The following is a 21,473-nucleotide window of genomic DNA, read 5'->3' as shown; positions in this document are numbered from 1 at the left end:
GGCCCAGGGCCCCCCCCGGCCCCGGGCCCCCCCCCAGCGCCCCCCGCCGGGGGGTCCGCCCGCCCGGGGCTCGGGGTCAGGGCCGGCGGGTCGGCAGGATCGGAGCCGGCAGGTCGGTCGTCCCCATCAGGTGCCGGTCGACGGCGGCGGCCGCCGAGCGCCCCTCCGCGATGGCCCAGACGATCAGGGACTGGCCACGGCCCATGTCACCGGCCACGAACACGCCGGGCACCGACGTCGACCAACCAAGATCGCGGGCGACGTTGCCGCGGGCGTCCAGGTCGACGCCGAGCTGCTCGAGCAGGCCGGGGCGCTCCGGGCCGACGAAGCCCATCGCCAGCAGCACCAGGTCGCACGGCAGCTCGGTCTCGCTGCCCTCGATCTTCTGGAAGCGCCCGTCGACCATCTGGACCTCGTGCATGAGCAGGGCCCGCACGTTGCCCTCGTCATCGCCGACGAAGCGCTCGGTGGAGACGGCGAAGACCCGCTCGCCGCCCTCCTCGTGCGCACTGGACACCCGGTAGACGATCGGGAAGGACGGCCACGGGTTCGCCGGCGGCCGGGAGGCGGGCGGCCGCGGCATGATCTCGAGCTGGTGGACGGACAGGGCGCCCTGCCGGTGCGAGGTGCCCAGGCAGTCCGCCCCGGTGTCGCCACCGCCGATGATCACGACCCGCTTGCCGGCAGCGGAGATCGTCGTCTCGGCCAGGTCCCCCTGCTGCACCCGGTTCGCCGGGACCAGGAACTCCATGGCCAGGTGGATGCCCCGCAGCTCCCGCCCGGGGACGGGAAGGTCACGCCCCACCGTCGACCCGCCGGCCAGGACGACCGCGTCGTAGGACGAGCGCAGCTCGTCGGCGGTGATGTCGACGCCCACGTTGCACGAGGTGACGAACGACGTCCCCTCGGCCTCCATCTGGGCCAGACGGTTGTCGAGGACCCGCTTCTCCATCTTGAACTCGGGGATGCCGTAGCGGAGCAGGCCGCCGGCGCGGTCGGCCCGCTCGTAGACGACCACCTCGTGGCCGGCCCGGGTGAGCTGCTGGGCGGCGGCGAGGCCGGCCGGGCCCGAGCCGACGACCGCGACGCGGCGGCCCGTGCGCACCGACGGCGGCACCGGCACGACCGACCCGTCCGAGATGGCACGGTCGATGATGGTGACCTCGATCTGCTTGATGGTCACCGGGTCGTCCCCGATGCCCAGCACGCAGGCCGCCTCGCACGGCGCGGGGCACAGCCGCCCGGTGAACTCCGGGAAGTTGTTCGTCGCGTGCAGCCGTTCGATCGCCTCGGACCAGTCCGAGCGGCGGGCGAGGTCGTTCCACTCGGGAATGATGTTCCCGAGCGGGCAGCCCTCGTGGCAGAACGGGATGCCGCAGTCCATGCACCGGCCCGCCTGGTCACGCAGCGCCGGCTCCGGGAACGACTCGTACACCTCGCGCCAGTCGGTGATGCGCACGTCCACCGGTCGGCGCGTGGGCAGCTCCCGGCGGTGCTTGAGAAAGCCGGTCGGGTCAGCCATGCCGCTCCTGTCGGTTCCATGAGGCCGCTGTGACGTGTCCGCCCCGCGTGCCCCGCTGATGGTTCGGGGACGCCGGCATCGCGTTCCCGGCCGTGATGTCGGTCGACGTTCGTTCGGTCGGTCGTTGGGTCAGTCGACGCCCGCTCGGTCGACGTCCGGTCGGGCTGGCGCGTCATTCGGTCTGGCGCGTCATTCGGTCTGGCGCGTCATTCGGTCTGGCGCGTCATTCGGTCTGGCGCGTCGTACGGGCTGGCGGTCGATCTGCAGCGGTGCGGAGAATCGTCCTCCGAAAACCGCGCTCGCGCGAAGGATCGCCGCGAGGTGGGCTGCCGCGCCGGTCAGACGCGCGCGGCGGCCATGATCGCATCCTCCACCGACAGGCCCTGCTCCTCGGCGCTCCGCATCGCCGCCAGTACCCGCTTGTAGTCCTTCGGCATGACCTTGACGAAGTCCTCCTGGGCGCCGGCCCAGTTGGCGATCAACCGGGACGCGATGGCCGAACCGGTTTCCCGGTAGTGCTTCTCGACGATGCCGCGCAGCGCGGACCGGTCGTCGTCGTCGAGCGGATCGACGTCCACCATCTCGGTGTTGATGCGCTGGATGACCGGCTTGTACAGGTAGGCCACGCCGCCGCTCATGCCGGCCGCGAAGTTGCGCCCGATCGGCCCGAGAACCACCACCGTACCGCCGGTCATGTACTCGCAGCCGTGGTCGCCGACCCCCTCGACGACCGCGGTGGCTCCGGAGTTGCGCACGCAGAACCGCTCGCCGACGATGCCGCGGAAGAACGCCTCGCCGGCGGTCGCGCCGTAGAGCAGCACGTTGCCCGCGACGGTGTTCTCCTCGGCGCGCAGCGGCGACTCCTTCGGCGGGAAGACGATGATCCGCCCGCCGGACAGCCCCTTGCCGGTGTAGTCGTTGACGTCGCCCTCGAGGGTGAGGGTCATCCCGCGCGGCACGAACGCCCCGAAGCTCTGCCCCGCGGAGCCGGTGAACCGCAGCGAGATCGTGTCGTCGGGCAGGCCGGCGGCCCCGTACCGCTTCGTCACCTCGTAGCCGAGCATGGTCCCGACCGTCCGGTTGACGTTGCGGATCGGCATTTCAAGCCAGACCGGACGGCCATCCTCGATCGCGCCCTCGCAGAGCTGGATCAGGGAGTTGTCCAGGGCCTTGTCGAGCCCGTGGTCCTGGCTGGCGGTGCAGTGCAGCGAGCCGCCGAACGGCCGCTCCGGGGTGTGCAGCAGCGGGGTGATGTCGAGCCCGGAGGCCTTCCAGTGGTCGATGGCGGCGCGGGCGTCGAGCAGGTCGACCCGCCCCACCGCCTCGGCGATGCTGCGCAGCCCGAGGGCGGCCAGGTGCTCCCGGACCTCCTCGGCGATGAAGGTGAAGAACGCCTCGACGAACTCCGGCCGGCCGGTGAAACGCGCGCGCAGCTCCGGGTTCTGCGTCGCCACGCCGACGGGGCAGGTGTCGAGGTGGCAGACGCGCATCATCACGCAACCCGCGACGACAAGCGGCGCCGTGGCGAAACCGAACTCCTCGGCGCCGAGGAGCGCGCCGACGACGACGTCCCGCCCGGTCTTCATCTGGCCGTCGACCTGGACGACGATCCGGTCCCGCAGGCCGTTGAGCAGCAGCGTCTGCTGGGTCTCGGCGAGCCCGAGCTCCCAGGGGGCGCCGGCGTGCTTGAGCGAGGTCAGCGGGGAGGCGCCGGTGCCGCCGTCGTGGCCGGAGATGAGCACGACGTCGGCGTGCGCCTTGGAGACTCCCGCGGCCACCGTCCCGACGCCGACCTCGGCGACGAGCTTGACGTGCACCCGGGCCTTCGGGTTGGCGTTCTTCAGGTCGTGGATGAGCTGGGCGAGGTCCTCGATCGAGTAGATGTCGTGGTGCGGCGGCGGCGAGATCAGACCCACGCCCGGCGTGGAGTGCCGGGTCTTCGCGATCCACGGGTACACCTTGTGCCCGGGCAGCTGGCCGCCCTCCCCCGGCTTCGCGCCCTGCGCCATCTTGATCTGGATGTCGTCCGCGTTCGCCAGGTACTCGCTGGTCACGCCGAACCGGCCGCTCGCGACCTGCTTGACCGCCGAGCGACGCAGGTCGCCGTTCTCGTCGGGAAGGAACCGGCGCGCGTCCTCGCCGCCCTCACCGGTGTTCGACTTCCCACCCAGGCGGTTCATCGCGATCGCCAGCGTCTCGTGCGCCTCGGCGCTGATCGAGCCGTACGACATGGCGCCGGTCGCGAACCGCTTCACGATCTCCGACACCGGCTCGACCTGGTCGATCGGGATCGGCGCCCGCCCGCGGGTACGCAGCTCGAACAGCCCGCGCAGCGTCGCGTTCTCCCGGGAGAGGCCGTCGACCTTCGCGGTGTACTGACGGAACAGGTCGTACTGACGGCTGCGGGTGGAGTGCTGGAGCAGGAAGACCGTCTCCGGGTTGAACAGGTGCAGCTCGCCCTCGCGCCGCCACTGGTACTCGCCGCCGACCTCGAGGGTGCGGTGCGCCAGCTCGGACGGGACGGCCGGGTAGGCGCGCCGGTGGCGGGCCGCGACCTCCTCGGCGATGACGTCGATGCCGACGCCGTCCAGCCGGCTCGGGGTGCCGACGAAGTACTGGTCGACGAGCTCCTGGGCGAGCCCGATCGCCTCGAAGACCTGGGCGCCGGTGTAGCTCGCCACCGTCGAGATGCCCATCTTGGACATCACCTTGAGCAGACCCTTGCCGAGGCCCTTGATCAGGTTCTTCTCGGCCTGCTCGCGCTCGATGCCGGTGAGCTCGCCGCGGGCGAGGAGGTCGTCGATCGACTCGAACGCCAGGTACGGGTTGACCGCCGCCGCGCCGTACCCGGTGAGCAGGGCGATGTGGTGGACCTCCCGGGCGTCGCCGCACTCGACGATCAGGCCGACCTTCGTCCGGGTCTTCTCCCGGATCAGGTGGTGGTGGACGGCGGCCGTCAGCAGCAGCGACGGGATCGGCGCCTTGCGCTCATCGGAGTCGCGGTCCGAGAGGACCACAATGCGGGCACCGTCGGCGATCGCCTCGCTGACGCCGGAACAGATCTCCGCCAGCCGCGCGGCCAGCGCCGCCCCGCCGCCGGCGACGTCGTAGAGACCACGCACGGTCACCGAGGCGAACCCGGGCATGTCACCGTCGTCGTTGATGCCGATGATCCGCGCCAGCTGGGTGTTGCTGATCACCGGGAACGGCAGGTGCACCATGCGCGCCGACGCAGGGGACGGCGCGAGCAGGTTCCCCTCCGGGCCCAGCGTGCGCCCGAGGCTGGTGACCAGCTCCTCCCGGATGGCGTCCAGCGGCGGGTTCGTGACCTGCGCGAACAGCTGGGTGAAGTAGTCGAACAGCAGCCGCGGCCGGCTGGAGAGCACCGCGACCGGGGTGTCGGTGCCCATCGACCCGATCGGCTCGGCCCCGGTACGGGCCATCGGGCCGATGATGATCCGCAGCTCCTCCTGGGAGTAGCCGAACACCTGCTGGCGGCGCATGACGGACGAGTGCCCGTACAGGACGTGCTCGCGCTCGGGCAGGTCGTCGAGGGAGATCAGCCCGGCGTGCAGCCACTCCTCGTACGGGGCGGCGGAGGCCAGCTCGGACTTGATCTCGTCGTCGCTGACGATCCGGCCCTGCGCGGTGTCGACGAGGAACATCCGGCCCGGCTGCAGGCGCCCCTTGCGCACCACCCGGTGCGGCGGGATGTCGAGCACGCCGACCTCGGAGGCCATCACGACCAGGCCGTCGTCGGTCACCCAGTACCGGGACGGACGCAGGCCGTTGCGGTCGAGCACCGCGCCGATGACCGTGCCGTCGGTGAACGCGATGGACGCCGGCCCGTCCCAGGGCTCCATGAGCGCGGAGTGGAAGCGGTAGAAGGCCCGGCGGGCCGCGTCCATCTCCTCGTGGTTCTCCCACGCCTCGGGGATCATCATCAGCACCGCGTGCGGCAGCGACCGGCCGCCCAGGTGCAGCAGCTCCAGCACCTCGTCGAAGCTGGCCGAGTCGCTGGCGCCGTCCGCGCAGATCGGGAACAGCCGGGACAGGTCGCCGGGGATGAGGTCGCTGGCGAGCAGCGCCTCCCGCGCCCGCATCCAGTTGCGGTTGCCGCGCACCGTGTTGATCTCGCCGTTGTGGGCGATCAGCCGGTACGGGTGGGCCAGCGGCCAGCTCGGGAACGTGTTCGTCGAGAACCGGCTGTGGACCAGCGCGATGGCGCTGGCGAACCGCGGGTCGTCGAGGTCCGGGAAGTAGGCGGAAAGCTGATGGGTGGTCAGCATGCCCTTGTAGACGATGGTCCGCGACGACAGCGAGGGCATGTACACGCCGGTCTCCCGGCGCACCCGCTTGCGCACGCAGAACGCGCTGCGCTCGAGCTCCATGGCGTCGAAGCCGTCGGGCCCGGTCGCGGTCGAGGGCGCGGACGGATCGGTGGCGAGGACCGCCGTGCCTACGCCGTCAGCGGCCCCGGCAGCGCCGGCGATCTCGGCGCCGTCGGCCGTGACGGGCGCGACGCGCGGCCGCGTCGGCGTGCCGGGCAGCGCGAGGAAGACCTGCCGCATCCACGGCTCGACCTCACGGGCGGCGTGGCCGACGATGTGGCTGACGGTCGGCACCTCCCGCCACCCCAGGACACGCAGGCCCTCCTGGCGGACGATCCGGCTGATGGTCCGGACGGCGTCGTCGCGCTCGCCGGCGACCTGCGGCAGGAACACGGTGCCCACCGCGTACCGACCGGGCGCGGGCAGCGCGAACTCGACGACGTCACGGAAGAAGACGTCCGGGACCTGGACGAGGATGCCCGCGCCGTCACCGGTGTCGGGATCGCTGCCCGACGCACCCCGGTGATCGAGATTGCGCAGCACGGTCAGACCCTGATCGACCAGCTCATGACTGCGCCGGCCGTGCACATCGACGACGAAGCCGACGCCGCACGCGTCGTGTTCGAAGGTGGGGTCGTAGAGACCTTGCGCAGTCGGCATCCGGCGGTGTCCTGTCCATCTTCAAGGGCCGATGGGAGCGGACGACGCTGTCCGGAGGGCGGCGCGACGAGATGACGGGCTGGTCGCCAGCTCCACGCCTCTACCGAGTGTGCCATGAGCGCGCCGGATCCGCCGTGATCGCTAATGTCCGCCAGGTCACAGCAAGATGACGGCAGATTTCCTGGACGATCAACGAAGTTCAGGTAAAAGGCGTCGATGACAGAAAATGTCACAGCGAGGCAACATCGTTGTCACCGAACGCGTCGCCCGGCGACCCGGCCCGGACGGACAGCCGGCCCGGGTGACGACACACTCCCGGTCCGCAGTGTACGGATCTCGTCCAGCCGCCGGTCCGCCCGGCCGAGGAACGGACCGATTCCAGGGTCCGGCGACCGCGAACGTCCCCCGGGGACGCCGACGTCCCGGGGACACGGGGTCTCCTGGTCGGGCGGGGGTTCGCCCGAAACGTCAACCCGGTCGCGGGCCCGGCGACCGCGCCGGTGATCCCCGCCGCTGGGCGAGGCGGCCTACCCCGACCGCTGGTCGTGGCCGGACGGCGCCGGCAGGCCGGGCGCGGCTGGCTCGGTGACCGGGTCACCGGCGGTCCCGGTACCGCCGACCGCACTGCTGGCACCGCTGGCACCACCACTCGGCCCGGCTGGTCCGCCGGGCGCGGCCTGGCCGTCGGCTGGCCCCGTGCCGGGAGCCGCCGCGGTGTTACCGCCGGCGGCCACACCGCCGGAATCCGCGGCGGAGCCGACGGAGGCACCGACCGGGGCGACGGCACCCGTGGCTGCCGTCTCGCCGTCACCGTCACCGTCACCGGTGGCGGTGGCGGTGGCGGTGGCGGCGGGGCTGGTCCAGCCGACATCCGGGTCGATCGGGCGACGGACCAACGCCAGCGCCAGCAGGGCCAGCAGGAAGACCGCGATCGAGACCCAGATGTTGATCCGCAGCCCGAGGACCTTCTCCGCGGTGTCGATCCGCAGGGCCTCGATCCACAGCCTTCCGATGGTGTAAAGCGCCACGTAGAGGAAGAACAGCCGGCCGCGGCCCAGCCGCCAACGCCTGTCGACCAGCAGAAGCACCCCGGCGACCGCGAGGTTCCACAGCGACTCGTAGAGGAACGTCGGGTGATACGTCGCCACGCCCGGGATCATCTGGTGGGCCGGGTCGATGCGGACCGCCCAGGGCACGTCCGTCGCGCGGCCGTACAACTCCTGGTTGAACCAGTTACCCCAGCGCCCGATCGCCTGCGCGAGGGCGAGGCCCGGCGCGAGCGCGTCGGCGAACAGGCCGAACGAGACGCGCATCCGACGGCAGGCGATCCAGGCGCCGAGCGCGCCACCGGAGACGGCGCCCCAGATCGCCAGGCCGCCGTTCCACACCTCGAACACGGCCAGCAGATCGCCGTTCGTACCGAAGTAGGCCTCGGGGCTGCTGACGACGTGGTAGATCCTCGCACCGACGATCCCGAACGGGACCGCCCAGTACGCCACCTCGCTGGCGATCACCGGATCCGCGCCCCGGGCCCGCAACCGCCGGGCTGTGACGGCGACAGCGACGATGATCCCCAGGACGATCATCAACGCATAGGCGCGCAACGGGACTGGTCCCAGATGCACGACCCCTCGAGAAGGACTGGGTATCGCAGCGAGCACCACGAGCGTCAGGCTATCTCCCCGTACTCAGCCGGCAGCGAGGCCAGCCCGCCGACCGCCGACGGACCCACGCCCGTCCACACCGCCGGATGGCGGCGGACAGCGGCGAACGCCTGCGGATGGCGGCGCCCGCGGACCGCGGCGAGCGCGGGACGACCGGAGGCCGCCTGGTCAGGCGGTGGCCGAACGCACGCCGGCGGCGAGCTCGACCGCCAGCCGCTCGATCGCACCGACGCCGTAGGCACCGTCCCGCGCGTCGGCCGCCAGGGCCCGGACCAGCGCCGAGCCCACGATGACGCCGTCGGCGAAGCCGGCCACCTCGGACGCCTGGGCACCGGTGCTGACGCCGAGGCCAACCGCCACAGGCAGGTCGGTCACCTCCCGGACCCGGGCGACCAGGCCGGCCGCCTTCACACCGACGGCGGCGCGCGCACCGGTGACGCCCATGGTCGACGCCGCGTAGACGAAGCCGCCGCTGTGCGCCGTCACCAGGCGCAGCCGTTCGGTGGTCGAGCTCGGCGCGACCAGGAAGACCGGGTCGAGGCCGTGGGTGGCGCTGGCCGCGAGCCACGGGCCGGCCTCCTCCGGCGGCAGGTCGGGGGTGATCGCCCCGGCCCCGCCGGCGGCGGCCAGGTCGGCGGCGAACGCCTCCATGCCGTACCGCTCCACCGGGTTCCAGTAGGTCATCACCAGGGTGGGGGCCCCGGTCTCGGCGACCGCCTCGACCGTGCGCAGCACGTCCCTGGTGGTCACGCCGCCGCGCAGCGCGGTGTCCGCGGCGTCCTGGATGACCGGGCCGTCCATCGTCGGATCCGAGTAGGGCAGGCCGACCTCGACGACGTCCACGCCCGCCGCGACCATCGCCCGCATCGCCGCGATGCCGCGGTCCACCGTCGGGAACCCGGCGGGGAGATAGCCGACGAGCACCGCCCGCCCGTCCTTGCGCGCGGCCGCGAAGGCCTCGTCGAGCGGGCTCGGCCCGCCGGGTCGGGCGGGCCGCTGCCCGGACGGCTCGAGCCGGCTCGGCGCCGGCTGGTCGTTTGCCGGCTGCTCCTGGGCCCGTGCCTGCTGGGCCGACTGGTCGTGCGCCACTTGACTCCGCACCGTGCGTCCGTTCCTCGTCGTTGTCGTCAGGCGGACGGTTCGGTGGCCGGGGTTGCGCCCTCGCCCCGGGACTCGGCGTCCGTGTCGTCCGTGTCCAGCAGATCGAACCAGCGGGCGGCCGTGTCGACGTCCTTGTCTCCTCGGCCGGAGCAGTTGACCAGGACGACGGCATCCGGGCCGAGCTCACGGGCCACCTCGAACGCGCCGGCGAATGCGTGTGCGCTCTCGATCGCGACGAGGATGCCCTCCGTCCGCGCGACCAGCGCCAGTGCCTCCATCGCGGCGCTGTCGTCGACCACCCGGTAGCTGGCCCGGCCGGTCTCGTGCAGGAGGGCGTGCTCAGGGCCGATGCCCGGGTAGTCGAGCCCGGCCGAGATGGAATGGGAGACCTGGGTCTGACCGTCCGCGTCCTGGAGGAGGAAGGTCCGCATGCCGTGCAGGACCCCGGGCGCGCCCCCGGCGATCGCCGCGGCGTGGCGGCCCGTCACCACTCCGTCGCCGCCGGCCTCGCAGCCGATCAGGGCGACCTCGGTGTCCGGGATGAAGCGGTGGAAGACGCCCATCGCGTTCGACCCCCCCCCGACACAGGCGACGACGGCGTCGGGTAGGCGGCCGAGCAGGTCGAGCGTCTGCTGACGTGCTTCCACGCCGATGATCCGCTGGAAGTCACGGACCATCATCGGGAAGGGGTGCGGGCCCATCACGGACCCGATGCAGTAGTGGGTCGAGTCGACGGTGGCCACCCAGTCGCGCATGGCCTCGTTGATGGCGTCCTTCAGGGTGCGGCTGCCCGACGCGACGGGAACCACCTCGGCACCGAGCAGGCGCATCCGGGCGACGTTGAGCGCCTGCCGGCGAGTGTCCTCCTCGCCCATGTAGACGACGCACTCCAGCCCCAGCAGGGCGCAGGCGGTGGCGGTGGCCACGCCGTGCTGACCGGCTCCGGTCTCGGCGATCACCCGGGTCTTGCCCATCCGCCGGGTGAGAAGGCACTGCCCGAGAACATTGTTGATCTTGTGTGAGCCGGTGTGCGCGAGATCCTCGCGCTTGAGCAGGATGCGCGCGCCACCGATCCGCTCCGTGAGCCGGTCGGCCGAGGTCAGCGGCGTCGGGCGCCCGGCGTAGCTCGCCAACAGGCGGTCGAGCTCATCGACGAAGGCGGGGTCGACCCGGGCGGCCTCGTAGGCCGCGGTGAGCTCGTCGAGCGCCGCGAACAGCGCCTCCGGGACAAACCGCCCGCCGAAACGGCCGTAGTGGCCGGCGGCGTCCGGTACGGCCTGCCAGTTCCCCGCCGCCTGGGCGGCCGACCACGTGCCGACCTCGACCGGGCCGGTCGCGCGGCTCGGGTCGGTGGCACGGCTCGGATCGATGGCGGAGGTCGGGTCGGCGGTGGTGTCGACGGATCGAGCTGTCACGGCCCCGACTGTACCGGCGCCCACCCCCACCGAGGTGACGTGCGGGGCCGGGCCCCGCCCGGAGACGCTCCGAACACAGAGCATCCGTGCGGGCCTGGCCGGCGACCGCTCGGCCGACCGCCTTACACGGCGCCCGAGCGGTCGGCGGGTCAGTGCGCGATACGGGTGGCGGGATGCGTTCCGGCGGTCACGAGATCGGCGACGAACTGGCGCGGGTCGCCGCCGGTCACGGCGGCCTCCCCGACCAGCACCGCGTCGGCCCCGGCACCCGCGTACTGGAGCAGGTCGCGCGGGCCGCGCACGCCGGACTCGGCGACCTTCAGGACCCCCTGCGGGACCATCGGCGCGAGCCGGGCGAAGGTCTCCCTGTCCACCTCGAGGGTGCGCAGGTTGCGGGCGTTGACCCCGACCAGCCGGGCGCCCGCGTCGAGAGCCCGCAGCATCTCGGTCTCGTCGTGCACCTCGACCAGCGCGGTCATGCCCAGCGACTCGACCCGCTCGAGCAGCCCGATCAGCCTCGGCTGATCGAGCGCGGCCACGATCAGCAGGACCATGTCGGCGCCATGCGCCCGCGCCTCGAGGACCTGGTACGGCGAGATCACGAAGTCCTTGCGCAGGACGGGGATGTCGACGGCCACCCGGACGGCGTCCAGATCGGCCAGCGAGCCGCCGAACCGCCGCTGCTCGGTGAGGACGCTGACCGCCGCGGCGCCCGCCTGCTCGTAGAGCGAGGCGAGCGCCGCCGGATCGGCGATCGTCGCGAGCGCACCCCTGGACGGCGAGCGGCGCTTGATCTCCGCGATCACCGAAACCCGCGGTGCGCGCAGCACCGCCAGCGCGTCCCGGGGATCGGGTACACGCTCAACACGTTGTTTCAGAGCTGCCAGGGACGTTTCCCGCTCACGGACGGCCAGATCTGCTCTGACCCCGTCGAGGATCTCCTCGAGAGCGTTCATCGCCCCGCGCTCGCGCCAGTCGCGGCTGCCATGCCGCCGATGGTAGGGCAGTCTCGAGCCCGAGGCCCGTCGCCCCCACCCGCGGCGCCGAGCCGTCACGATTCGTGGTTGTCCACGCATTGGCCATCCGAGTGGCCGCACCCCTGACGTCGACGTCGAGGCCAGACCAACCCGAGGGATCGCGGGACGAGCGACGGAGCCCCGACCGACGGTAGTGGTGCTCCTGTTGGCCCTGACACCGGACGCACTCGCGCGACCACGGCACGACACCTGGGCAGACGCCTCGCGACACGCCCGCGCACCCGGCACTTTGACGGTCCGCCACCGACCCGTATCATCGAACACACGTTCGAACACGAGTGGATTCGGGAGGCGCGATGTGGAGTGACGAGCCGAGGCCTCGAGACGCCGCGGACGCGGCACGGAGGTCAGATACGGCCTACCCGCGGGCCCGCCGGGGCGGCTCGGAACGGCTCGTCGCAGCCTGGTCCGCCGCCGCCGTGTGGTCCGCTCGCCGGGTCTCCGGCGGCATTCCCACCCCCGCCGGGCCGCCCGTTCCGAGTGCGCCGGAAGGTGGCGCCGACGAGAGGATCGGCCAGAATTCGCGATCATCGTCCCGAGTACGCGGCGCGGCGCCGGAGCGCCCAGCGCCCGGCCGCCCCGCCACGAGCCCGGGTGGCTCCGCGGCTCCCCGGCCCACGGGCCCGGCGGCCACCGGCGCAGCGGGTGCCGCGGACCCCTCCCCGGCGAGTCCCGTGGCCTGCGGATCAGTGGGCGCGGCGCCGCCGCGGCTCACCGCCCCGCCAGGTGCCCAGACCGAGACCGGCGGAGGCGGTACCGAGGGCCGCAGAGCGCCTGAGGAGCGTGCCGGCGGCACGGGCCGGGCGGGGCTCAGCGGCGCGCCAGACACGCCCGGCCGCCCTCCGCGGCCAGGCCCGGGCACGGCGTCCCGCGTTCCCGTGAGCGGTCCGGTGACGGAGCATGACCTGCTGATCGCGCAGGTTCAGGATCTCGACCGCCGCATCGCGCGGATGGACGAGCTCATCTCCCTGCTCGAGGCGGACATCGAGCGCAATGACCTGACCTTCGCCGCCCTGGCCGGCCAGCGGCTCCGGCTCACGACGGCAGATCCCGAGCAGAAGGTCGACGGCGCTCCCGCCCCCGCGCGGGACGCGGTCCCTGAACGAGAGGAGCAGTCCTGATGGTCAGGTGGGGTCCTGGCCCCGCTCGATGGCGTCCCAGGCGTCAGCGGGTGCGGCTGCGCGGGCCTGGTAGCGGCCGGACATGGCCGGCCAGGTCCCGGCGCGTGCGACGACGACGGCACCCGTGATCGCGAGCACGAGACCACCGAAGGAGGCGAGCCATGGAGCCACGGTGCGGGAAAGATCGAGGATGGTCGGATCCCCGATGGGGACGAGCGCCCTGACCTCGTCGGTCCCCCGCACCGCGGCCATCGGGTCGAGGGCGATCCCGCCGGCGATCAGGAAGATCGCGACCCCTGCACCCGCCAGGAGCACGCCCACCAGGGTCCGCCCCACGCGCCTGGTCGCGATGATCGCCACGGTGGCGGCGAGCCCGAGCAGCGCCAGCGCGGTGGCGGCCGGGGCGAGCGATTCTCCCGACCACTTCACCGGCAGGGGCGCCGCCACGGCCGAGGCCTGCCCGCCCGTGCCGGCCTGAACTTGGGCCGAGACCCAGGTCGCGCTGGCGCTGAACAGGACGACGGCGGATCCGACCAGGCACGCGACCATGGCGAGCGCCCGCTCCCGGCGGGCGCCGGGAGCGGGGCTTCCTGCGGGCGCGGGCAGGTCGGCGGGCGCTGTCATACCGGCGGGCGGAGCGACTCCGCCACCTCGATCGCGCGGAGAACCGCCGCGGCCTTCGTCCGGCTCTCGAGATCCTCGGTGTCGGGAACGGAGTCCGCCACGATCCCGGCGCCGGCCTGCACGTAGGCCATTCCTGAACGGAGGACCGCTGTGCGGATGGCGATCGCGGTGTCGAGGTCACCGCCGAAATCGAGATATCCCACGACCCCGCCGTACAGGCCGCGCCTCGTCGGCTCGAGCTCGTCGATGATCTCCATGGCCCGCACCTTGGGCGCTCCCGACAACGTCCCGGCGGGAAAGGTCGCGGCGAGGACGTCGACCGCGCTGCGCTCGGGCGCCACCTCACCGATCACGGTGGAGACGATGTGCATGATGTGCGAGAACCGCTCGACCGACGCGAACTCGACCACCCGCACCGATCCGGGCACGCAGACCCGCCCGAGATCATTGCGGACCAGGTCGACCAGCATCACGTGCTCGGACCGTTCCTTCGGATCGGCCAGGAGCTGGGCGGCCAGTTCGGCATCGCGCTCGGGGGTCTCGCCCCGCGGCCGGCTGCCCGCGATCGGGTGCAGCAACGCCCGGCGGCCGGTGACCTTGACGTGCGCCTCCGGCGACGAGCCGACCACATCATGATCGGCGAACCGCAGCAGGTACATGTAGGGGCTGGGGTTCGACGCCCGCAGAACCCGGTAGACGTCGAGGGCGTCGGCGGTGGTGGGGCGCTCGAACCGCTGGGAGACCACGATCTGGAAGCACTCCCCCGCCCGGATCTCCTCGATCGACCGCTCGACGGCGGCGTGGAAGCCGCCGGGCGGGGTTGCGGAGGCGAAGTCGCGCACGCCCGTGGACGCCCCGGTCGTGGTCGCCACGGTCGGCTCGCTCCACTTGCCGAGATCTGCCGTCATCACCTCGATGCGGTGCACCGCATCGTCGTAGGCGGCGTCCAGCTCCGCCCGCCGCGCGGACGGTCCGCCCGCCGCTCCTGGGCCAGCCAGGTCCGCTGCTTCGGCCGGGTCCCCGGAGCCGGTGAAGATGTTCGCGACGAGCTGGCACGATCCGTCGGTGTGGTCGAGGACGGCGAGGTCGGTCGTCAGGAGCATCCGCAGCTCGGGCATCCCGAGATCGTCGGTTGCCCGGGCGGGCAGCCGCTCGATGCGCCGGACGATGTCGTACGAGAGGTACCCGACCAGGCCTCCCAGCAGCGGCGGAGTGCCACTCGGCCGGGCCGAGCAGAGCTGGCGTTCCACGGCACGCAGGACGTCGAGCGGGTCGCCGTCGAGCGGGACACCGGGCGGCGGGGTTCCGTCCGTCCAGGCGGCCTGCCCGTCCCGTTCGGTGAGTGTGGCCGCGGCACGGACGCCGACGAAGGAGTAGCGCGACCACACGCCCCCGTGCTCGGCGGACTCGAGCAGGAACGTCCCCGGCCCGCCGGCCAGCTTGCGGTAGACCCCGACCGGTGTCTCGCCGTCGGCGAGCAGGCGGCGGGACACCGCGACGACCGGCTGGCGCGCGGCGAGCTCGTGGAACTCCGCCCGGCTCGGTGTGATCTCGCCGGTGGTCATCGTGGTGCTCCCGTCGTCGGCGCCGGCGCCACTGCCGGCATGGACATGGGCGTGGAGGGCGGCGTCGGCGTGGGGTTCACGGCCGGGGGCGGCAGGGGCCGGGCGCCGCCGACCTGCAGCTCGCGGCCGGTGAAGCAGGTACGCGTGCCGGTATGGCAGGCCGGGCCCACCTGGTCCACCTGGACCAGCACGGTGTCGCCGTCGCAGTCGAGGGCGACCGACCGCACCCACTGCACGTGCCCGCTGGTGTCGCCCTTGACCCAGTACTCGGCCCGGCTGCGGCTCCAGTAGGTGGCCCGGCCGGTGGTGAGGGTCCGGTGCAACGCCTCGTCGTCCATCCATCCGACCATGAGCACCTCACCCGAGTCGTACTGCTGGGCGACGGCCGGGAACAGTCCGGAGCCGTCCCGCTTGAGCTGCCGGGCGATGGCGGGGTCGAGATCGGAGGCACGTGCGGTCACCCGCCCATTCTGCCCGCCGCGGCCAGCAGGCCTCCAGGTCACCACGGCAGGCGGGCCGGGACCCGCCGACCGGGGTCACCCCTCCGGGCGGCGGTCAGTGCGACGAGACCCCGGCCGCCCAGGATTCGTGTAGCCGCCGGTAGACCCCGGGCACGGCGACCAGCTCCGTGTGCGTCCCGCGCTGGACGACCCGCCCGGCGTCGACCACGACGACCTCGTCGGCGGCCTCCGCGGTGGAGAGCCGGTGCGCGATGGTGACGGAGGTGCGTCCCCTGGTGAGCTCGAGCAGGGCCGTGGCGATCTTCACTTCGGTCGCCGGGTCGACGGCGGAGGTCGCCTCGTCGAGGACGAGCAGGTCGGGGTCGGCGAGCTGGGCACGGGCAAGCGCCACGAGCTGGCGTTCGCCGGCGGAGAGCAGCTCACCGCGTTCCCCCACCGGGGTGGCGATGCCGGCGGGCAGGCCGGCGAGCCAGTCGCCCAGGCCGAGCTGCGCGAAGGCGTTCACGATCTCGGCGTCGGAGGCGTCCGGCCGCCCGTACCGGACGTTGCCGGCGACGGTGAGGTCGAACAGGAACCCGTCCTGCGGCACCATGACCACCCGGCCCCGCAGCGAGTCGAACCGCACCTGGTTCAGCGGGACGCCGCCGATCAGCACGGTGCCGTCGGTGGGGTCCATGAGCCGGGTGAGCAGCTTCGCCATCGTCGTCTTGCCGGAGCCGGTCTCCCCGACGACGGCCACCCGCCGGTGCGACGCGAGGTCGAGCGTCACGTCGTGGAGCACCGGCGGGCCGCCCGGGTAGGCGAATCCGACATGGTCGAACCGCACGCCGAGCGGCCCGTCGGGCAGCGCCACGCCACCGGTGTCCTCGGCCGGGTCGCGGACGTCCGACGGGGTGTCGAGGACGTCGAGGACCCGCCGCAGCCCGGCGAAGGCGTTCGCGCCGTCGTTCAGTACCTCGGTCAGTGACTGGATGGGCATCACGAACAGCGTGAGGAGGAACAGGAAGGCCACCAGCTGCCCGGTGGTCAGCGATCCGTCGACGCCGATCGCGACCCCGACGATCACCACCCCCGCGGTGGTGAGCGCGGCGACCGTCTCGACTCCGGCGAACACCCCCGCCACCAGGGTCTGGGCGTGGGTCTGTGCGGCGCGGTAGTCCTCCACCGTGCCGTCGATGCGCCGGGAGGTGCGGTCCTGCGCGCCGTAGGCCCGCACGACCTGGGCGCCGACCACCGACTCCGAGATCGCGCCGAGCATGTCCCCGACCCGCTCCCGCACCTTCCCGTACCGCACCGCCAGCCGCTTCTGGAAACGCCGGGTGGCGATGACCAGCGGGACGAAGAACGCGTACACCAGCAGGGCCAGCTGCCAGGAGTAGACGAACATGAGGATCGTGGCGATCAGCATCTGCCCGGTGGCGACGATCAGCATGACGCCGCCGAACTGGAGGAACTGCGACATCGTGTCGATGTCACTGGTGACCCGGGAGGTCAGCGAGCCGCGCCGCTGCGCGGACTGGCTCAGCATCGACAGGTCGTGGACGTGACGGAAGGCCCGGACGCGCAGGGTGGCCAGCGCGCTCTCGGAGACGCGGTAGAGCCGCACGTTCATCCGGAACGCCGCGAGCGCGGTGATCAGGATGGCGACCGCGGCGAGGGCCACCGAGACTCCGACGAGGCCGAGGTCCGCTCCGCCCTCCCAGACACCGCGGTCGAGCGTCTGCTGGACCACGACGGGGATCACCACCTTGCCCACGGTGGCGGTCACGGCGAGGGCCAGGGTTCCGGCGATGCCGGCGGTCAGCTCCGGCACGAGCCGGCGCAGCCGGCCCCCGGTCGCCCACAGGCCGTCGGAGCTCATCGTGCGCCCTCCTGGTCCGGAACCGTCAGCATTCCGACCGAGGCCGCGTCGACAGGCGCGGCGGTACCCGATGCGGCGGCGTTCAGCCCGGAGGAGCCCGGCGCCGGCACCCGGTGAGGCCCGGGCTCCCCCCGCGTTCCCGGGGTCGGCCCGTCGCCGGTCCCGGCGTCCGTGTCCTCGTCGTAGGCCGTCAGCAGCTCCGCGTAGCCGGGCGAGCTGGCCAGAAGCTCCCGGTGGGTGCCCTGCGCGGTGACACGGCCGTCATCCAGGTGCACGACCTCGTCGGCGAGCTCGACGGTGGACCGCCGGTGCGCGACGATCACCACCGTCGACGCCCCCGCCCGCTCCCGCAGCCCGGCGAGGATGGACGACTCGATCCGCGGGTCGACGCTGGACGTCGCGTCGTCGAGGACCAGCAGCCGCGGGTCGCGCACGAGCGCGCGGGCGAGGCCGATCCGCTGGCGCTGACCGCCGGAGAGCGTGGTCCCCCGCTCCCCCACCCTGGTGTCGAGGCCGGCTGGCAGGGCGCGGACGAAGCGCTCCGCCTGGGCCCGGCGCAGGGCCTCCCACACGGTCTCGTCGTCGACGTCCAGGCCGAGGGCGACGTTCACCCGCACGGTGTCGTCGAACAGGAACGTCTGCTGGGGGACGAGCGCGACCGCGCGGGTCACCTCGCCCATCGCCAGGTCACGCAGGTCCACGCCGTCGATCCGGACGGTGCCCGAGTTGGGGTCGACCAGGCGGGCGAGGAGGTTCACCAGAGTCGACTTGCCGGCACCGGTGCGCCCTGTCAGCGCGACCACCCGGCCGGGGGCCACGTCGAAGGTCACCCCGTGCAGCGCGGGCCACACCGCCTCGGTGGATGGCGACCTGGCGGCGGGGATGTTCGCGGAGGTGTCCGTGACGTCGTCGTGGTCGCCGGCGGTCTGCACCGGGTAGCCGTATCCGACGCCGGTGACGCGCAGCGCCGCCGGGCCGGAGCCGGCGAGGGCGGCGGAGCCGAAGCAGAGACCGCCGCGGGCCGTGAGCACCGCGTCCACCCGCTCGTGCCCGACGACGGACCTGGGCAGCTCACCGAAGACCCATCCGATCGCTCTGATCGGGAAGGCCAGCAGGGTGAACAGGTAGGCGACCCGAACCAGCTCACCGACGGTGAGCGAGCCGCCGTCGATGCGGACCGCTCCGACGACGATCACGGCCAGCACGCCGAGGTTGGGCAGCGCCTCCATGACCGGGTCGAACATGCCCCGGACCTGGCCCGCACGGACCATCGCGTCGCGCAGCTCGCCGGCCTTGACGGCGAAGCGGGCCGTCTCGTCGGCCTCCCGACCCAGGGTCTTCACGACGAGCGCACCGTCGAAGGACTCGTGGGCGACCCCGCTGACCTCGGCTCGCAGGCGCTGGGCGCGGCCGTAGAGCGGCGACACCCACCGGCCGTAGACCACGTTGACGACACCGAACGCGGGGAACACGACACAGCCCACCAGGGCCAGCAGCGGGTCGGTCGCGATCAGCAGGGCCAGCGCCGCGGCGAGCATGACCAGCACGCCGGCGGCGAACGGCAGCGGCGCGATCGGCGCCCACGTGGCCTCCACGTCCGCGTTCGCGTTGGACAGCAGCGAACCGGTCGAGTGCCGCTGGTGCCAGGCCAGCGGCAGCCGCAGGTACTGGCGGGTGACCCGACGCCGGTAGGTGGCCTGCAGCCGGTACTGCATCATTCCGGAGACCAGGCGGCGGAAGAACATCCCGGCCGCCCGGGCGAACCCGATGCCGACCATGATCAGCGCCGCGCCGATGACGGCGCTCCAGTCGGCGGCGCCGTCGTCGATGCTCGGGACGAGGACGCGCTCGGTGATCTCGCCAAGGGCGAGCGAGCTCGCGACCGTCGCCAGCGCGTAGAGGGAGCTGCCGGCCAGCGCGATCAGGAAGACCCTGAGCTCCTCCCGGACGGCGATCGCGAGCACGCCCAGCCCGCGCCTGATCACCGTGGGCGAGCCCGCCGCGACGGGCCGGGGCTCCGCGGCAGGCCGGGGCTCCGCGGCAGGCCGGGGCTCCGCGGCAGGCCGGGGCTCCGCGGCAGGCCGGGGCTCCGCGGCAGGCCGGGGCTCCGCGGCAGGCCGGGATGCCGCGGCGGGGGGCCCAGGCGAACCGGCACCGCCGGGGGCTGCTTTCCTGCGGGTCACCTCGCCGGACGCGGGGTCACCGGGCACTGGCACTCCTCCGTTTCACGGGCGGCCGCGGAACACCCCCCGCGGCATCGGCGGCCGCCGCACGCCGTCCCCCGGGTGACGCGGCCGTTCGTCACTCAACGCGCAACCCGGCGGTAACAGTCCCGGTCAGACGCCTGCTCACCAGCGCGCCCCGGACACGGTGCCCGCCGGCTCACCACCCGGACGACCAAGGCGCGCCCGACATCCTGGCCCGCGCGAAGGCCGCCGGCCCGGCAATGACCCAACCGACCGCTGATGGACAACCGACGTTCGACCCGCGTTCGAGGAAATGCCCACGACCGACGCCACCAGCCGATCCGTACCCCGGCCGCAGCCGTCAGCCCGGCCCCGCAGCCGTCAGCGCCGCAAGCCGGCCGCTCGTTGCCCGCAGCCGTCAGCGCACCGCGATGGCGGCGTCGCGCAGCACCTTCTTCACCTCGGAGATCCGCATCCGCCCGAAGTGGAAGACGCTGGCGGCCAGCACGGCGTCGGCGCCGGCGCCGACCGCGGGGGCGAAGTGGTCGAGGCTGCCGGCGCCACCGCTGGCGATCACCGGGACGTTCACCGCCGCGCGGACCGATGTGATCATTTCCAGGTCGTAGCCGTCCTGGGTGCCGTCGGCGTCCATCGAGTTCAGCAGGATCTCGCCGGCGCCCAGCTCGACGGCCCGCGCGGCCCAGGCGACCGCGTCGATGCCGGTGCCCTGGCGCCCGCCGTGGGTGGTCACCTCGAAGGCGGGGCCGCCCGGCTCGCGGGAGCGACGGGCGTCCACCGAGAGCACGATGCACTGGCTGCCGAACCGCAGCGCGCACTCGCGGACCAGCTCCGGGCGGGCGACGGCCGCGGTGTTGATCCCCACCTTGTCGGCGCCGGCGCGCAGCAGCCGGTCGACGTCGTCGACCGAGCGCACCCCGCCGCCGACGGTGAGCGGGATGAAGACCTGCTCCGCCGTGCGCCGGACGATGTCGTACGTGGTCTCCCGGTTTCCGCTGGACGCGGTGATGTCGAGGAAGGTCAGCTCGTCGGCGCCCTCGGCGTCGTAGAGCCGGGCCATCTCGACCGGGTCGCCCGCGTCCCGCAGGTCGGTGAAGTTCACACCCTTGACGACCCGCCCGCCGTCGACGTCGAGGCAGGGGATCACCCGGACGGCGACGGTCACGGTGCGCCCGCCGCGGGCACCTCCGCCGCGACCGCGAGCGCCTCGGGCAGGGTGAACGCGCCGGCGTAGAGCGCCTTGCCGACAATGGCGCCCTCGACACCGGGCACCGTCGCGATCGCGCGCAGGTCCTCCAGGGAGGAGACGCCGCCGCTGGCGACCACCGGCCGGGTCGTCGCGGCCGTCACGGCCCGCAGCAGCTCGACGTTCGGGCCGGTGAGGGTCCCGTCCCGGCGGACGTCGGTGAGCACGTAGCGGGCGCAGCCGTCGGCGTCCAGCCGTGCGAGCACCTCGTAGAGCTCGCCGCCCTCGCGCGTCCAGCCCCGCGCGGCGAGGGTGGTGCCACGGACGTCCAGGCCCACGGCGATCCGGTCGCCGACCCGGTCGATCGCCTTGCGCACCCACTCCGGGTCCTCGAGCGCCGCCGTGCCGATGTTGACCCGGGCCGCGCCGGTGGCCAGCGCGGCGTCGAGGGAGTCGTCGTCCCGAATGCCGCCGGAGAGCTCCACGGCCACGTCGACGGAGCGGACGACCTCGGCGATCAGGTCACGGTTGGACCCGCGGCCGAAGGCCGCGTCGAGGTCGACCAGATGGATCCACTCGGCGCCGTCGCGCTGCCAGGCCAGCGCCGCCTCGCGCGGGTCGCCGTAGGAGGTCTCGGTTCCGGCCTCGCCCTGGACCAGGCGGACGGCCAGGCCGTCGGCCACATCCACCGCGGGTAGCAGCGTCAACGTCACATCCCCAC

14 protein-coding genes are annotated in these 21,473 nt (G+C 73.2%); 1 reads left to right on the top strand and 13 read right to left on the bottom strand.

Annotation, left to right across the window (positions count from 1 at the left end; translation table 11 throughout):
- Positions 1–76: 76 nt before the first annotated feature.
- The 6 genes from AC559T_RS29755 to trpC all read right to left on the bottom strand — a co-directional run bounded on the left by AC559T_RS29755 (position 77) and on the right by trpC (position 11,649).
- Entirely contained in the window at positions 77–1,522 is a 1,446-nt protein-coding gene (locus AC559T_RS29755) for a glutamate synthase subunit beta (RefSeq protein WP_071065617.1), read from the bottom strand.
- Between the two features lie 338 nt (positions 1,523–1,860).
- Complete coding sequence (gltB, locus tag AC559T_RS29750; RefSeq protein ID WP_498870809.1) at positions 1,861–6,513, bottom strand: glutamate synthase large subunit; 4,653 nt, start codon at positions 6,511–6,513, stop codon at positions 1,861–1,863.
- A 527-nt stretch (positions 6,514–7,040) separates the two neighbouring features.
- Positions 7,041–8,138: a prolipoprotein diacylglyceryl transferase gene (lgt, locus tag AC559T_RS29745; RefSeq protein WP_498870808.1), complete on the bottom strand. Its 1,098-nt coding sequence runs from the start codon at positions 8,136–8,138 to the stop codon at positions 7,041–7,043.
- 207 nt (positions 8,139–8,345) lie between these two features.
- Entirely contained in the window at positions 8,346–9,266 is a 921-nt protein-coding gene (gene trpA, locus AC559T_RS29740) for a tryptophan synthase subunit alpha (RefSeq protein WP_083391218.1), read from the bottom strand.
- A gap of 38 nt (positions 9,267–9,304) precedes the next feature.
- Entirely contained in the window at positions 9,305–10,777 is a 1,473-nt protein-coding gene (trpB, locus tag AC559T_RS29735) for a tryptophan synthase subunit beta (RefSeq protein WP_112105746.1), read from the bottom strand.
- A gap of 65 nt (positions 10,778–10,842) precedes the next feature.
- On the bottom strand, positions 10,843–11,649 hold the full coding sequence (gene trpC, locus AC559T_RS29730) for an indole-3-glycerol phosphate synthase TrpC (protein WP_020459536.1): 807 nt from the start codon (positions 11,647–11,649) through the stop codon (positions 10,843–10,845).
- 971 nt (positions 11,650–12,620) lie between these two features.
- On the opposite strand from trpC, the gene AC559T_RS29725 reads away from it, so the two are divergent.
- Entirely contained in the window at positions 12,621–12,851 is a 231-nt protein-coding gene (locus AC559T_RS29725; protein WP_131626002.1) for a hypothetical protein, read from the top strand.
- A gap of 3 nt (positions 12,852–12,854) precedes the next feature.
- On the opposite strand, the gene AC559T_RS29720 is transcribed toward AC559T_RS29725, so the two are convergent.
- From AC559T_RS29720 to priA, 7 genes are all read right to left on the bottom strand, one after another.
- Positions 12,855–13,475, bottom strand: coding sequence for a Trp biosynthesis-associated membrane protein (locus tag AC559T_RS29720; protein ID WP_112105748.1), 621 nt, complete (start codon positions 13,473–13,475; stop codon positions 12,855–12,857).
- Positions 13,472–15,040, bottom strand: a complete 1,569-nt coding sequence (locus AC559T_RS29715) for an anthranilate synthase component I (protein ID WP_071065623.1) — start codon at positions 15,038–15,040, stop codon at positions 13,472–13,474. Before AC559T_RS29715 ends, AC559T_RS29720 begins: the two co-directional genes overlap by 4 nt.
- Positions 15,037–15,501: a phosphoribosyl-AMP cyclohydrolase gene (gene hisI / locus AC559T_RS29710; RefSeq protein ID WP_498870807.1), complete on the bottom strand. Its 465-nt coding sequence runs from the start codon at positions 15,499–15,501 to the stop codon at positions 15,037–15,039. The genes AC559T_RS29715 and hisI overlap by 4 nt, the downstream gene beginning before the upstream one ends.
- 94 nt (positions 15,502–15,595) lie before the next feature.
- A complete protein-coding gene (locus AC559T_RS29705) occupies positions 15,596–17,362 on the bottom strand; it encodes an ABC transporter ATP-binding protein (protein WP_368951691.1) in 1,767 nt (588 codons plus the stop codon).
- On the bottom strand, positions 17,359–19,347 hold the full coding sequence (locus AC559T_RS29700) for an ABC transporter ATP-binding protein (protein ID WP_498870806.1): 1,989 nt from the start codon (positions 19,345–19,347) through the stop codon (positions 17,359–17,361). The genes AC559T_RS29705 and AC559T_RS29700 overlap by 4 nt, the downstream gene beginning before the upstream one ends.
- A 619-nt stretch (positions 19,348–19,966) precedes the next feature.
- The gene (gene hisF, locus AC559T_RS29695) at positions 19,967–20,731 is read right to left on the bottom strand and encodes an imidazole glycerol phosphate synthase subunit HisF (protein ID WP_071065627.1); all 765 of its coding nucleotides are present in this window, start codon (positions 20,729–20,731) and stop codon (positions 19,967–19,969) included.
- Positions 20,728–21,465 carry a bifunctional 1-(5-phosphoribosyl)-5-((5-phosphoribosylamino)methylideneamino)imidazole-4-carboxamide isomerase/phosphoribosylanthranilate isomerase PriA gene (priA, locus tag AC559T_RS29690; RefSeq protein WP_112105752.1) on the bottom strand — a complete coding sequence of 246 codons (738 nt, stop codon included), beginning with the start codon at positions 21,463–21,465 and terminating at the stop codon, positions 20,728–20,730. Before priA ends, hisF begins: the two co-directional genes overlap by 4 nt.
- Positions 21,466–21,473 lie beyond the last annotated feature (8 nt).

The sequence above is a fragment of the Frankia sp. Hr75.2 genome (assembly GCF_949319125.1).
GTDB classification, from domain to species: domain Bacteria; phylum Actinomycetota; class Actinomycetes; order Frankiales; family Frankiaceae; genus Parafrankia; species Parafrankia soli.
This window is presented reverse-complemented; position numbering and strand designations above follow the sequence as displayed.

What these genes read in the sequence shown, in the direction of transcription:
- AC559T_RS29715 (WP_071065623.1), bottom strand. Translation starts at nt 15,040, where the DNA reads ATGACCACCGGCGAGATCACACCGAGCCGGGCGGAGTTCCACGAGCTC.
- trpC (WP_020459536.1), bottom strand. Translation starts at nt 11,649, where the DNA reads ATGAACGCTCTCGAGGAGATCCTCGACGGGGTCAGAGCAGATCTGGCC.
- gltB (WP_498870809.1), bottom strand. Translation starts at nt 6,513, where the DNA reads ATGCCGACTGCGCAAGGTCTCTACGACCCCACCTTCGAACACGACGCG.
- trpB (WP_112105746.1), bottom strand. Translation starts at nt 10,777, where the DNA reads ATGCTCTGTGTTCGGAGCGTCTCCGGGCGGGGCCCGGCCCCGCACGTC.
- AC559T_RS29720 (WP_112105748.1), bottom strand. Translation starts at nt 13,475, where the DNA reads ATGACAGCGCCCGCCGACCTGCCCGCGCCCGCAGGAAGCCCCGCTCCC.
- AC559T_RS29755 (WP_071065617.1), bottom strand. Translation starts at nt 1,522, where the DNA reads ATGGCTGACCCGACCGGCTTTCTCAAGCACCGCCGGGAGCTGCCCACG.
- AC559T_RS29705 (WP_368951691.1), bottom strand. Translation starts at nt 17,362, where the DNA reads ATGAGCTCCGACGGCCTGTGGGCGACCGGGGGCCGGCTGCGCCGGCTC.